This window comes from Ectothiorhodospira sp. PHS-1 (assembly GCF_000225005.1).
In the GTDB taxonomy this organism is placed as follows: Bacteria; Pseudomonadota; Gammaproteobacteria; order Ectothiorhodospirales; family Ectothiorhodospiraceae; genus Ectothiorhodospira.
The window spans coordinates 20,268-34,243 of record NZ_AGBG01000009.1 but is presented as its reverse complement, the minus strand read 5'-3'; the positions used below and the strand labels follow the sequence as shown (position 1 = coordinate 34,243).

Annotated in this window: 12 protein-coding genes; 11 read left to right on the top strand and 1 reads right to left on the bottom strand. The window is 63.2% G+C overall.

The genetic code is table 11. The features are described from left to right. Nucleotides 1-18 precede the first annotated feature (18 nt). The 11 genes from flgE (at nt 19) to ECTPHS_RS05525 (ending at nt 12,316) form a co-directional block, all read left to right on the top strand. Entirely contained in the window at nt 19-1,230 is a 1,212-nt protein-coding gene (gene flgE, locus ECTPHS_RS05575; RefSeq protein ID WP_008931719.1) for a flagellar hook protein FlgE, read from the top strand. Between the two features lie 15 nt (nt 1,231-1,245). Then, nucleotides 1,246-1,986 carry a flagellar basal body rod protein FlgF gene (locus ECTPHS_RS05570; RefSeq protein WP_008931718.1) on the top strand — a complete coding sequence of 247 codons (741 nt, stop codon included), beginning with the start codon at nt 1,246-1,248 and terminating at the stop codon, nt 1,984-1,986. 33 nt (nt 1,987-2,019) lie between these two features. After that, on the top strand, nt 2,020-2,808 hold the full coding sequence (flgG, locus tag ECTPHS_RS05565; protein ID WP_008931717.1) for a flagellar basal-body rod protein FlgG: 789 nt from the start codon (nt 2,020-2,022) through the stop codon (nt 2,806-2,808). A gap of 61 nt (nt 2,809-2,869) precedes the next feature. Next, entirely contained in the window at nt 2,870-3,565 is a 696-nt protein-coding gene (gene flgH / locus ECTPHS_RS05560) for a flagellar basal body L-ring protein FlgH (RefSeq protein WP_008931716.1), read from the top strand. 12 nt (nt 3,566-3,577) lie between these two features. Continuing rightward, nucleotides 3,578-4,708 carry a flagellar basal body P-ring protein FlgI gene (locus ECTPHS_RS05555; protein WP_008931715.1) on the top strand — a complete coding sequence of 377 codons (1,131 nt, stop codon included), beginning with the start codon at nt 3,578-3,580 and terminating at the stop codon, nt 4,706-4,708. 15 nt (nt 4,709-4,723) lie between these two features. Further along, the gene (flgJ, locus tag ECTPHS_RS05550; RefSeq protein WP_008931714.1) at nt 4,724-5,719 is read left to right on the top strand and encodes a flagellar assembly peptidoglycan hydrolase FlgJ; all 996 of its coding nucleotides are present in this window, start codon (nt 4,724-4,726) and stop codon (nt 5,717-5,719) included. A gap of 67 nt (nt 5,720-5,786) precedes the next feature. Further along, nucleotides 5,787-7,430: a flagellar hook-associated protein FlgK gene (flgK, locus tag ECTPHS_RS05545; protein ID WP_008931713.1), complete on the top strand. Its 1,644-nt coding sequence runs from the start codon at nt 5,787-5,789 to the stop codon at nt 7,428-7,430. Between the two features lie 2 nt (nt 7,431-7,432). After that, the gene (gene flgL, locus ECTPHS_RS05540; RefSeq protein WP_008931712.1) at nt 7,433-8,347 is read left to right on the top strand and encodes a flagellar hook-associated protein FlgL; all 915 of its coding nucleotides are present in this window, start codon (nt 7,433-7,435) and stop codon (nt 8,345-8,347) included. Nucleotides 8,348-8,500: 153 nt separating this feature from the next. Continuing rightward, a protein-coding gene (gene prfB, locus ECTPHS_RS05535) for a peptide chain release factor 2 (RefSeq protein WP_141565269.1) occupies nt 8,501-9,599 on the top strand; the annotation gives its coding sequence in 2 pieces (ribosomal slippage) (nt 8,501-8,575 and nt 8,577-9,599; 1,098 coding nt in all). Nucleotides 9,600-9,645: 46 nt separating this feature from the next. Next, nucleotides 9,646-11,142: a lysine--tRNA ligase gene (gene lysS / locus ECTPHS_RS05530; protein ID WP_008931709.1), complete on the top strand. Its 1,497-nt coding sequence runs from the start codon at nt 9,646-9,648 to the stop codon at nt 11,140-11,142. 7 nt (nt 11,143-11,149) lie between these two features. Beyond that, nucleotides 11,150-12,316 carry a pyridoxal phosphate-dependent aminotransferase gene (locus ECTPHS_RS05525; protein WP_008931708.1) on the top strand — a complete coding sequence of 389 codons (1,167 nt, stop codon included), beginning with the start codon at nt 11,150-11,152 and terminating at the stop codon, nt 12,314-12,316. 49 nt (nt 12,317-12,365) lie between these two features. Here the strand turns inward: ECTPHS_RS05525 and pckA are convergent, their stop codons facing one another. Continuing rightward, the gene (pckA, locus tag ECTPHS_RS05520) at nt 12,366-13,949 is read right to left on the bottom strand and encodes a phosphoenolpyruvate carboxykinase (ATP) (protein WP_008931707.1); all 1,584 of its coding nucleotides are present in this window, start codon (nt 13,947-13,949) and stop codon (nt 12,366-12,368) included. Between the last annotated feature and the right edge of the window lie 27 nt (nt 13,950-13,976).

The following is a 13,976-nucleotide window of genomic DNA, read 5'->3' as shown; positions in this document are numbered from 1 at the left end:
TAAACTGAGGGTTATACCATGCCATCATTCAACATCGGTCTGACCGGTCTGAACGCGGCCTCATCGGATCTGCAGGTGACGGGTCATAACATTGCCAACTCCTCCACGGCGGGCTTCAAGCGCTCCCGTGCCGAGTTCGCGGACGTGTTCGCATTGTCCTACACCGGGGTCTCCAAGACCGCCACCGGGAGCGGCGTCAACCTGGCGTCCGTGACCCAGCAGTTCACTCAGGGAGACCTGAATTTCAGTGACAATAACCTGGATCTTGCCATCAACGGCCAAGGATTCTTTATTTTAGATCGTGACGGAATAACCGAGTACACTAGGGCCGGTCAGTTTCAAGTCGACAAGGACGGTTTTATTGTCAACTCGGCCGGACAGCGCTTGCAGGGATATCCGCCTGAAGGTGGAAACCTGTTGCAGTCAATGCAGCTTACCATCGGTGATTCCGAACCCCAGCCTACTACGGCCATCAATGCACTCATGAACTTGAGTTCAGATGCGGAGCCTGTTGATGGTCCCATCGATCCAGAGGATCCGGAAACCTACAATTACTCAACATCTCTGACGATTTATGACTCTCTTGGATCAGCGCGTGCAGTCACACTTTTTTTCAGACGTGAGGATCCCCCTGAGAATAAAACTTGGGAGGTTGTTGCCGCCATAAGGGAGCCCGATGGAACCTTGGCAATCGTAGGTAATGACACTCTGGTCTTTAATAATGATGGCACGCTTGCAAGCGGTGAGTTGGAGATCAATTATGCAGATCCACCAAATGGTGCGGACGACCTTGAAATAACTGTCGATTTTGGTGACACCACACAATATGGAAGCCGTTTTAGTGTTGCCGCATTACGTCAGGATGGCTACACAGCAGGGCAGCTTGTAAGTGTTGATGTGGATTCTGATGGAACTATCTTTGCGAGATACTCCAATGGTGCCAATCGCTCCTTGGGGCAGGTCGCCTTGGCTAATTTTGATAACCCGCAAGGCTTGCAGCCGGTGGGGGGTACTAATTGGGTAGTGACGGCCGCCTCTGGCGAGCCCCTTCTGGGCCGCGGTGGTGAATCCAATTTTGGACTGGTCCAGGGCGGTGCCTATGAGGCGGCCAACGTCAACATCGCCGATCAGCTGGTCAAGCTCATCACCGCCCAGCGCAACTTCCAGGCCAATGCCCAGGTGATCAGCACCGCCGACACCCTGACGCAGACCATCATCAACATCCGTTAACGGAGGTAACGACTGATGGACCGCATGCTCTACATCGCCATGACCGGCGCCCGGGAGGCCGCGCACTCCCAGCAGGTCAACACCCACAACCTGGCCAATGCCAACACCACCGGGTTTCGCAAGAGCCTGGAGATGTTCACCAACCATCCCTTGCGGGGGCCGGTGTTCGACAGCCGGGACTATGCCCAGCTTCAGGCCGTGGAGGCGGACTTCACCCACGGTCCGCAGATCGCTACCGGCCGGGATCTGGACGTGGCGGTGCAGGGTGACGGCTGGATTGCGGTTCAGGCCATGGACGGTACCGAGGCCTACACCCGGGCAGGCAATTTCAAGGTGAACAACGTGGGCCTGCTCACCACCGGTGATGACCTGCCGGTGCTGGGCGAGGACGGGCCCATCGCCATCCCGCCCTTCGAGACCATTCTCGTCGGCGGTGACGGCACCATCAGCATCCGGCCCCTCGGCCAGGAGGCCAACGTCCTGGCCGAAGTGGGACGAGTGAAGTTGGTCAATCCGCCCCTGGAGGCACTGGCGCGGGGCGAGGACGGCCTGTTCCGTCGGGGAGACGGCCAGGAGGAGCCGGCCGATGCCGCCGTTTCACTGACCTCCGGGATGCTCGAAGGCAGCAACGTCAACACCGTGGAAGCCATGGTCAACATGATCGAGCTGGCACGGAATTACGAAACCTACGTGAAGCTCATGAAGACCGCCGAAGACCTGGATCGCAGCAGCGCCCAGCTGTTGCGCATGTCCTGATCGGCCGGCCATGCCTAGCAGGAGGACAAGATCATGAATCAAGCACTCTGGATTGCCAAGACCGGGCTGGATGCCCAGCAGACCCGCATGTCGGTGGTCTCCAACAACCTGGCCAACGTGAATACCACGGGCTTCAAGAAGGGGCGCGCCTCGTTCGAGGATCTGATCTACCAGACCGTGCGCCAGCCGGGTGCCCAGGCGGCGCAGAACAATCAGCTGCCCACCGGTCTGATGACCGGGGTAGGGGTGCGCACCGTGGCCACCGACAAGATCTTCACTCAGGGCAACCATATCCAGACCGACAATGCCTTGGACATCTCCGTTCAGGGGCGGGGGTTCTTCGAGATCCTGACTCCCGAGGGCAACATCGCCTATACCCGGGACGGCAGCTTCCAGCTCAATGCCGATGGTCAGGTGGTCATGTCCAACGGCTTTGAGCTGCAGCCGGGCATCTTCATTCCGGAAGGCGCCACCAGCATCACCGTCAGCCAGGACGGTATCGTCAGCGTCACCCTGGCCGGCCAGGAAAATGCCCCGGTGGAAGTGGGCAACATCCAGCTGGCCGACTTCATCAATCCCGCCGGCCTGCAGCCCATCGGCCAGAACCTGTTCATCGAAACCGCCGCCAGCGGCGCGCCCCAGCAGGGCAATCCCGGCCAGGACGGTCTGGGCCGTCTGATGCAAGGCTCCCTGGAGAGTTCCAACGTGAACATCGCCGAGGAGCTGGTGAACATGATCGAGACCCAGCGGGCCTACGAGATCAATTCCAAGGCCATTTCCACCTCCGACCAGATGATGCAGTACATCAACAACAATCTGTGATCCCGGCCCGATTCATGACCGAAGGTAGCCCATCATGAACACCCGAAACCTGAAAACTCCAATGCGGCCGCCGCTTGCCCTTGCGGGCCTGCCCCTGGCATGTCTTCTGGTGGTCATGAGCGGCTGCGCCACGGTGAAGCCGGTGGAGCGGGGCGACAATCCCAACTTCGCCACCGTCATGCCGCCCATGCCCATACCGCCGGAACACAATAACGGCGCCATCTTCCAGCCCACCGCGGTGCAGGGCCTGTTTGCCGACTACAAGGCTCGCCAGGTGGGGGATGTCCTCACGGTACTGCTGGCGGAGCGGACCCAGGCCAGCAAGTCGGCCAGTACCTCCACCAGCAAGGAGTCCAGTGTGAGCATGGCCAACCCCACCATCCTGGGGCGGCCGGTCACCCACAACGGGCGTCCCCTGCTCAACACCGAGATCAGTGGCAACCGGGATTTCGACGGCCAGGGCAATGCTTCCCAGAGCAACCGGCTGGACGGCTCCATCACCGTGATGGTGTCGGAGGTGCTGCCCAACGGCAACCTGGTGGTACAGGGAGAGAAGTGGCTGAAGATCAACCAGGGCGAGGAGTACATCCGGCTAAGGGGAATCGTCCGACCCGTGGACATCCGCGCCGACAACACCATCCTTTCCACCCAGGTGGCCTCTGCCCAGGTGGCCTATGGGGGGCGGGGTGCCCTGGCCGACAGCAACCGCCAGGGCTGGTTGAGCCGATTCTTCAACAGCCCCGTGTGGCCTTTCTAGGAGTGCCGCGCCATGTCTAACAACATACGTACAGTACTGATCGTCTGGGCCGTGACACTGCTGGTGCTGTCCCTGATCCTCCCCTCCGGCGCGGGCGCGGCGGAGCGTGTCAAGGATATGGCCTCGGTGGCCGGCGTCCGAAGCAACCAGCTGGTGGGGTACGGCCTTGTCGTGGGTCTGGACGGCACCGGCGACCAGACCACCCAGGCACCGTTCACGGTGCAAAGCCTCAAGAACATGCTGGGTCAGCTGGGTGTCACCGTGCCGCCCAACGTCAATCCCCAGTTGCGCAACGTGGCGGCGGTGATGATCCATGCCGACCTGCCGCCCTTTGCCAAGCAGGGCCAGACCATCGACGTCACGGTATCTTCCATCGGCAACGCCGGTAGCCTGCGGGGCGGCACCCTGCTCATGACCCCGCTCAAGGGGGCGGATGGCCAGACCTATGCCATTGCCCAGGGCAATCTGATCGTGGGCGGCTTCGGCGTGGCCGGCGCCGATGGCTCCCGGGTCAGCGTGAATGTCCCCAGCGTGGGCCGCATTCCCAACGGTGCCACGGTGGAGCGCGAGGTGCCCTCGGCCTTTGCCCAGGGGGATCACGTCACCCTGAATCTGCACCGCCACGACTTCACCACCGCCAATCGCCTGAGTGATGCCATCAATGATGCCATGGGACCCGGAACCGCCCGGCCGATGGACGGTTCCTCGGTACGGGTCAGCGCCCCGCGGGATCCGGGGCAGCGAGTGTCCTTCATCTCGGTGCTGGAAAACCTGCGGGTCCAGCCCGGTGAGCCGCCGGCCAAGGTGATCGTCAACTCCCGCACCGGCACGGTGGTGATCGGCAGCAATGTACGGGTGATGCCGGCGGCGGTGTCCCACGGCAGCATGACGGTGACCATCACCGAACGTGCCCAGGTCACCCAGCCTGCCCCCTTCGGGCAGGGCGAGACGGTGGTGACGCCGCAAACGGATATCGAGGTGACGGAAGAAGACAGCCGCATGTTCCTGTTCAATCCCGGCGTGACCCTGGACGAAATCGTCCGGGCCGTGAATCAGGTAGGCGCGGCTCCCGGTGATCTGGTCTCCATCCTGGAAGCTTTGCGCGAGGCCGGCGCCCTGCGCGCCGAGCTGATCGTCATCTGACGGGGGGGAGCGCACATGACCAGCCACATCGCCGACAGTTACCACTACACCGACATGCACGGTCTGGCGGAACTGCGTGCCCGTACCCAGTCCGGGTCCGCGGAGGCGTCGGACGAGGTGGCGCGTCAGTTCGAGGCCCTGTTCATCCAGCAGATGCTCAAGAGCATGCGGGCCGCCATGCCCACGGATGGTGGGCTCACCGGCGAGCACACCCGTTTCTTCCAGGGCATGTTCGATCAGCAGATCGCCCTGGACATGGCCCGGGGCAACGGCATCGGTCTGCGGGAGCAGGTCATGCGTGAGCTGACGGGCATCGGCGCCGATGCCGGGTCGATGTCGACGGGAGTGCTGAACATGCCCGTGCACCGGATTCCGGTGATGCGCTCGGCAATCGAAGCAGCCGCCATGACGGATGCCTCGAAGGCGCCCGAGGCAGCGACGGTGAAGGATGCCGCGAGGGCCGCCCGAGCGGGTGATGTAACGACGGCCGACGGTCCCTGGTCGCCGGGTTCTCCGCAAGAATTCATCCGGGACCTCTGGCCCCACGCCCAGCGCGCCGCCAAGGCCCTCGGGGTGGCCCCCGAGGTGCTGGTGGCCCAGTCCGCCCTGGAGACCGGCTGGGGGCGCCACGTCATCCGGCATGGTGATGGCCGCAGCAGTCACAATCTGTTCGGCATCAAGGCCGACCGCCGCTGGGAGGGGGATCGGGCCCATGTGCAGACCCTGGAGTATGTGAATGATGTCCCTGAATTGCAGCGGGCGGCCTTTCGCTCCTACGGCAGCCTGGCGGAAAGCTTTGCCGATTATGTGAATTTCCTGCAGACCAATCCCCGCTATCGCCAGGCCCTGGAAGTGGCGGGGGACGCGGAGGCCTATGTGAGGGGCCTGCAGGCGGCCGGTTATGCCACCGACCCGGCCTATGCCGACAAGATCCTTAATATCCTGGAGCGGGGTACCTTGAGTGACATCCTGGCCACGCTCAAGTCCGGCACCTTGCCGCCGACATCCTGATGGAGGGAAACACCATGTTTAAGCATTTCATCGAGTATCAGGCAAAGTGGTTCGCCGGGAGGCTGTCATGAGCGGCGGCGGACTATTCAATATTGCGACCTCGGGACTCAACACCGCCCAGCGGGCATTGAATACCACGGGGCATAACATTGCCAACGTCAACACGGAAGGCTACAGCCGTCAGCGCGCGGAAGTGGCCACCCGGCCGGCGGGGTTCACGGGCGCCGGTTATATCGGCAACGGCGTGCAGGGCACGACCATCCGCCGCATGTATGACGAATTCATCCAGACCCAACTGCGCAACACCACCTCCACCAGTCGCTACTACGACACGCTTCATGACTCCCTGAGCCGGGTGGACAATCTGGTGGCGGATCCCTCCGTGGGCCTGGCCCCCGCCCTGCAGAACTTCTTTTCCGCGGTGCAGGGCGTGGCGAATGATCCCACCTCCAGCGCCAACCGCACCGTATTGCTGTCGGAAGCCGAATCTCTGGTCGACCGGTTCAATTTTCTGCATCAGCGATTCCAGGACCAGCAGTTCATCGTCGATGGTCAGATCGGCGACTCGGTGCAGGAAATCAACAACATCACCGAAGCCCTTGCCCGCCTGAACGCCCAGATCGTCAGTGCCCAGGGGCGAGGACAGCCACCCAACGATCTCCTGGACAAGCGGGATCAGCTGATCCTGGAACTGTCGGGTTATGTGGATGTGACCACGGTCGAGCAGGACGATGGGGCGATGAATGTCTTCATCGGGCGCGGGCAGGGGGTGGTCCTGGGAGACCGGGCAACGCCCCTGAACGCGGTGCCTTCCACCCCCGGCATGCCCCTGGAAATCCGGCTCGGCACGGGAGACAAGGCCGTCGATATCACCCGTCAGATGACGGGTGGGCAGCTGGGAGGACTGCTGGAAGTCCGCAACAACGTGCTGGATGTGGCGCACAACGAGTTGGGTCGGGTGGCGGTGGGGCTTGCCCTGGCGTTCAATGACCAGCATCGGCAAGGTTACGATCTGCTGGGTGAGACGGACAAGGCGTTTTTCAAAGTGCCGACTCCGGAAGTATTGCCGGGCAAGGGGGTCCCGGGTCCCAATCCCACGGTGACTTTCGATACCGATCCGAGTCAGTGGGGGCAACTCAAGGCCAGCGACTATCGGTTGACCCATGAAGGCGGCGAGTGGCATCTGACCCGCGTGTCGGATGGTCGGAAATTGGGGAGTTACGGCGCGGGGGATGAGATCAAGGTGGACGGTCTGGTCATCACCATGCCTGCCTCGGGGTCCGCTGGAGACAGTTTCCTCATCCGTCCCACCCGCAATGCCTCGGCGGACATTGCCGTGACCATCAAGAACCCCGAGGAGATCGCGGCGGCCGGCCAGCCGGGCGGCGTCGGCGACAACCGCAATGCCCTGGCATTGGCGAAGGTTCAGACCACCAACTTCCTCAATGGCGGTACCACCTCCCTGGAAGGGGCCTATGATGGACTGGTGGGCAGGATCGGTACGAGAACCCGCCAGGCCGAGGTGGCCTCCCTGGCCCAGGAGCGGCTGCTGGCGGATGCCAAGGCCCAGCGGGAAAGCGTGTCCGGCGTGAACCTGGATGAAGAAGCCGCCAACCTGCTGCGCTATCAGCAGGCCTACCAGGCGTCGGCCCAGATCATTGCCATCACCAACACCCTGTTCGATACCCTCATCGGGGCAGTGAGGCGTTAGTCATGCGCATATCCACCAGTCAGATGTTCCAGAATGGCATTGATGTCATTCAGCGCCGGCAGCAGGAACTGGCCAAGACCCAGAACCAGCTCAGTACCGGTCGACGTATCCTGCGGCCGTCCGATGATCCCAGCGGCAGCGTGCAGACCCTCAAGTTCGAGAGCAGCATCGAGCGCACCGAGCAGTACCAGCGCAACGCCACCCTGGCCGAGCAGCGTCTGCGACTGACGGAAAGTACCCTGGGAGGGGTTACCGACGGTCTGCAGCGTATCCGGGAACTGACCGTGCGGGCCAACAACGGCACCGAGACCGACGAAACCCGGCGTTACATCGCCGCCGAGATGCGCCAGGTGCTGGCAGGTCTGGTGGATCTGGCCAATGCCCGGGATGCCAACGGGGAATATATCTTCTCGGGATATGCCTCGGATGCCAGGCCGTTTGATGTCGACATTGATGCCGGTAACTACGCCTATTCCGGCGCGGACATGAGCCGGGAGGTGGACATCAGTCCCGTGCGCCGGGTCAATCTGGGTAACCCCGGCGGCGAGGTGTTCGGTGACGGTGCATCCAACACGGCGTTGTTCGAGGAGATCGGCAAGCTGATCCTGACTCTGGAAGATCCCGCCGCATTTCAGGCCGCCGGGGGCGTGGGTGACAAGCTGACCGAACTGGATCAGAGCCTGGGCCGGATCCTGGACATCCAGGCCACCCTGGGCGCCCGGCTCAACGGCGTGGAAACCCAGGAGAATCTCAACGCCGAGCAGATCCTGCAGCTGGAGACCACATTGTCCCAGATCCGCGACCTGGACTATGCCGAGGCCATCAGCCGATTCAGCCTGCAACAGGTGAGTCTGCAGGCGGCCCAGCAGACCTATGTGCAGGTCCAGCGCCTGTCCCTGTTCGACTACCTGCGTTAGCATCAAAGCACCCAGGTTCAACCACGGATACTCCCTTCTCCCCACCGGGGAGAAGGGGCGGGATGAGGGTAAGGCGTCTCCCCCCGTCCTCCGGCGGCCTCTGCTACAATATCCGGCTTTTCCCCATTCACATCCGCGTTGAAAGGCCGAGCGATGCTGGAACTCAACCCGCTGTTTTCCCAAATCAAGGATCTGCAAGGGCGTGTGGAAGCCCTGAGGGGGTATCTTTGACTTCGATGCCAAGCGCGAGCGCCTGGAAGAAGTCAGTCGGGAACTGGAAGACCCCAACATCTGGAACGACCCCGAAAAAGCCCAGTCCCTGGGGCGCGAGCGTGCCCAGCTGGACCATGTGGTCGGCAACCTGGCCACCCTCACCGATAGCCTGAGCGAGACCCGCGAGCTGCTGGAACTGGCCCAGGAAGAGAACGACGAGGACACCGTCCAGACCGTCGAGGCCGATCTGGAACGGTTTGAACAACAGGTGGGCGAGCTGGAGTTCCAGCGCATGTTCGCCGGCGAGATGGACGGCTGCGCCGCCTTCCTCGACATCCAGGCAGGCTCCGGCGGCACCGAGGCCCAGGACTGGGCGGAGATGCTGCTGCGCATGTACCTGCGCTGGGGTGAGCGTCGCGGCTTCAAGACCGAACTGATGGAAGTCTCCGAAGGGGACGTGGCGGGCATCAAGAGTGCCACCATCCGCTTTGACGGCCCCTATGCCTTCGGCTGGCTGCGCACCGAAACCGGCGTCCACCGTCTGGTGCGAAAGTCCCCCTTTGACTCCGGCAACCGCCGTCATACCTCCTTTACCTCGGTGTTCGTGTCCCCGGAAGTGGATGACGACATCGACATCGAGATCAATCCGGCGGACCTGCGTATCGACGTCTACCGTGCCAGCGGCGCCGGCGGTCAGCACGTGAACCGGACCGAGTCCGCCGTGCGTATCACCCATGTGCCCACCGGCGTGGTGGCGGCCTGCCAGAACGACCGTTCCCAGCACAAGAACAAGGACACGGCCATGAAGCAGCTCAAGGCCAAGCTCTATGAGCTGGAGCTGCAAAAGCGCAACGCCGAGAAGCAGGCCATGGAAGACAATAAGGCCGACATCGGCTGGGGTAGCCAGATCCGTTCCTATGTGCTGGACCAGTCCCGCATCAAGGACCTGCGCACCGGCGTGGAAGTGGGCAACACCCAGGCCGTGCTGGACGGTGATCTGGACCCCTTCATCGAAGCCAGCCTCAAGAGCGGGCTTTGAGCCGCCGTTTCACGCACTGCATTCCCATCAGGACCCGATCAAGCCAATGAACGACCAGACCCAGGACGAAAACAAGCTGATTGCCCAGCGCCGGGAGAAGCTGGGCCGTCTGCGTGAAGGCGGCATCGCCTTCCCCAACGACTTCCGTCGCAACGTCATGGCCGGTGAACTCCACGCCGAATACGACGCGCGGGACGATGCCTTCTTCGAGGAAGCCCCGGTGCGGGTATCCGTGGCCGGTCGCATGATGGCCAAACGGGTCATGGGCAAGGCCAGCTTTGCCCAGGTGCAGGACATGTCCGGGCGTATCCAGCTCTTCGTGCAGCGGGATGCCCTGCCGGAAGGGGTGTACCAGGACTTCAAGTCCTGGGATCTGGGAGACATCCTGGGCGCGGAGGGAACCCTCTTCAAGACCAAGACCGGCGAGCTGTCGGTGCAGGTGGATAGCCTGCGTCTGCTGACCAAGTCCCTGCGGCCCCTGCCGGAGAAGTTCCACGGCCTGTCGGACATGGAAACCCGCTACCGCCAGCGTTACGTGGACCTGATCATGAACGAGCCGGTGCGGGAGACCTTCCGGGTCCGCACCCGCATCATCCAGGCGATCCGTGATTACCTGAACCGTCGTGGGTTCCTGGAAGTGGAAACCCCCATGATGCAGGCCATCCCCGGCGGTGCCACCGCCCGGCCCTTTGCCACCCATCACAATGCCCTGGACATGCAGTTGTTCCTGCGCATTGCCCCGGAGCTGTACCTCAAGCGCCTGGTGGTGGGCGGTTTCGAAAAGGTCTACGAGATCAACCGCAACTTCCGCAACGAGGGGCTCTCCACCCGGCACAACCCCGAATTCACCATGCTGGAGTTCTACGAGGCCTACGTGACCTACCATGAGCTCATGGATCTGACGGAAGACCTGCTGCGCACCCTGGCCCGGGACGTGCTGGGCACCACGTTGGTGAACTACCAGGGCGATACCTATGACTTCGGCCAACCCTTTGCCCGCATGACCGTCAAGGACGCCATCCTGCATTTCAATCCGGCGCTCTCGGCCGCCGACCTGGACGACGAGGCCCGTGCCCGCGAGGTGGCCCGGCAACTGGGCATCCCCCTCAAGGACAGTTACGGTCTGGGCAAGGTGTGGATCGAGATCTTCGAGAAGACGGTGGAACCCCGGCTCAAGGACCCCACCTTCATCACCGCCTATCCCACCGAGGTGTCACCCCTGGCGAGGCGCAACGACGACGACCCCTTCGTCACCGACCGTTTCGAATTCTTCGTCGGTGGCCGGGAGATCGCCAACGGCTTCTCCGAGCTCAACGACTACGAGGACCAGGCGGAGCGTTTCCGGCGCCAGGTGGCGGAGAAAGAGGCCGGTGACGACGAGGCCATGCACTTTGATGCCGATTACCTGCGGGCCCTGGAACACGGCCTGCCGCCGACGGCGGGGGAGGGGATCGGCATCGACCGGCTGGTGATGCTGTTCACCGATTCACCCTCCATCCGTGATGTGCTGTTGTTCCCCCACATGCGGCCCGAGGTGTCCTGACGTCGCCATGTCTCCCGCACGCCCCATCGCCCGGCGGATGGCCCACATCCAGCCCTTTCATGTCATGGACCTGCTGGCCCGCGCCCGGCGTCTGGAAGCTCAGGGACGGGATATCGTCCATCTGGAGATCGGCGAACCGGATTTTCAGACCCCGGCCCCCATCGTGGAGGCCGGTATCCGCGCCCTGCAGGCGGGACACACCCATTACACCCCGGCCACCGGCCTGCCCGCCCTGCGGGAGGCCATCGCCCGCTACTACCAGGATGTCCTGGGCGCGGACGTGGCCCCCGAGCGCATCGTGATCACCCCGGGGGCGTCGGGTGCCTTGCTGCTGGTGATGGGGATCCTGCTCAATCCCGGTGACCAGGTGGTGATGACCGATCCGGGTTACCCCTGCAATCGTCATTTTGTCCGCACCTTTGAAGGCGAGGCGGTATCGGTGCCGGTGGGGCCGGAGACGGATTACCAGCTCACGGCGGCCCACCTGGCCCGGCACTGGTCGGAGCGAACCGTGGCGGCCATGGTGGCCACCCCGTCCAATCCCACCGGCACCCTGGCGGACCGGGCCTTGCTGTCCGAGCTGCTGGACTTCACCCAGGGTCGGGGGGGCGCCCTGATCGTGGACGAGATCTATCAGGGGTTGGTGTATGAAGGGGAGAACGGCACCGCGGCGGCCCTGTCCGAGGACCTGTTCGTCATCAACAGCTTCTCCAAATTCTTCGGCATGACCGGCTGGCGCCTGGGCTGGGTGGTGGCGCCCCGGGACTGTGTGCGGGAGCTGGACAAGCTGGCCCAGAACCTGTTCCTGGCCGCTTCCACGCCGGCCCAGCATGCGGCCCTGGCCGCCTTCACCCCGGCCTGCATGGAGATCCTGGAGGCCAGGAGGGATGCCTTTCGAGCACGGCGGGATTTCCTGTTGCCGGCCCTGCGGGAGTTGGGCCTGAAGGTACCGGCGACGCCTCGTGGTGCCTTCTACCTCTACGGGGATAGCACCGCCTTCGGCGAGGACAGCTTTGCCCTGGCGGAGCGTTGTCTGGAAGTGGCGGGGGTGGCCATCACCCCCGGACTGGATTTTGGCGACCACCTAGCCCGCTCCCATGTGCGGTTTGCCTACACCCGGGATCTGCCGGTGCTGGAGCAGGCGGTGGTGCGGTTGCGGGCTTTCCTGCGGTAGCCCCTCTCCCCTTGTGGGAGAGGGGTTGGGGTGAGGGGAGGAAAAAGACTCACTCCACCCGCGGTGCCGCCGCCAGCAGTTCCGGGCTGGCCTGATCCGCGTAGGTCTTGAAATTCTCGTGGAACAGACGGGCCAGCTTGCGGGCCGTTTCCTGATAGGCCTGCGGGTCCTGCCAGGTGTTGGAAGGCACCAGCACCTCGTCCGGCACGTTGGGGCAGGACACCGGGATGTGCACCCCGAAGATGGGATCCTGCACCGTCTCCACCTGGTCCAGCGAACCGTCATGGATGGCATCGATGATGGCCCGGGTGTGGGCGATGCTCATGCGCTTGCCGACGCCGTAGGGGCCGCCGCTCCAGCCGGTGTTCACCATCCACACGCGCACGTCATGTCGGCGGATGCGTTCCGCCAGCAGTGCCGCGTAGCGGGTCGGGTGCCAGACCAGGAAGGGCGCGCCGAAGCAGGCGGAGAAGGTGGCCTCCGGTTCGGTCACGCCCATTTCGGTGCCCGCCACCTTGGCGGTGTAACCGCTGATGAAGTGGTACATGGCCTGGGCCGGGGTCAGCCGGCTGACCGGCGGCAGCACGCTGAAGGCGTCGCAGGTGAGGAAGATCACGTGGCTCGGGTGCCCACCGGTGCAGGGGATCTTGGCATTGGGAATGAATTCCACCGGGTAGGAGCAGCGGGTGTTTTCGGTGATGGTGCCGTCTTCGTAGTTCACTTCCCGGGTGTCCCGGTCATAGACCACGTTTTCCAGCACGGCACCGAAACGGATGGCATTGAAGATTTCCGGCTCTGCCTTCGGGTCCAGGTTGATGGCCTTGGCATAGCAGCCGCCCTCGATGTTGAAGACCCCCTCGTCGCTCCAGCAGTGCTCGTCGTCACCGATCAGGGCACGGTCCGGATCGGCCGAGAGGGTGGTCTTGCCGGTGCCGGACAAGCCGAAGAAGATGGAAACGTCGCCGTCCTTGCCCTCGTTGGCGGAGCAGTGCATGGAGAGCACGTTCTGCTTGGGCATGATGTAGTTCATGATGGTGAACACGCCCTTCTTCATCTCGCCGGCGTATTCGGTGCCCAGGATCACGAACTCGCGCCGATCAAAGCACAGGCTCACGCTGGTGCTGTTCTTCACACCGGGGATGCCGGTGTCGGCGGCGGCACGGCCGGCGTTGTAGATCACGTAGTCCGGCTCGCCGTAGCTGTCCAGTTCCTCCGCGGTGGGGCGGATCAGCATGTTCTGCATGAACAGGGCGTGGTAGGCCCGCTCGCAGATCACCCGGATGCGGATGCGATAGCGGGGATCCCAGCCGGCAAAGCCGTCGATGACATACAGGCGGCTGCAGGTATTGAGATGGTCCACCGCCTGGGTGCGCAGGCTGTCGAAACTGCCGGCTTCCAGGCCGACGTTGACGGACCCCCACCAGACATCGTCGTTGATGTGGTCATGCTGGACCACGCGCTTGTCCTTGGGGCTACGTCCGGTCTTGGCGCCGGACTTGGCGATGAGGGCGCCGGTGGCGGAGATGGCGGAGCCGTGTTCGTGGGCCAGGGCCTCTTCATAAAGGACTGCCGGGGAGGGGTTGCGCAGCACCTTTGCCACGCTGATGCCATGTTGCTGAAGGCTGAAAGTCATGTTGCGGGTGTTCCTGTGGGGAGGAGA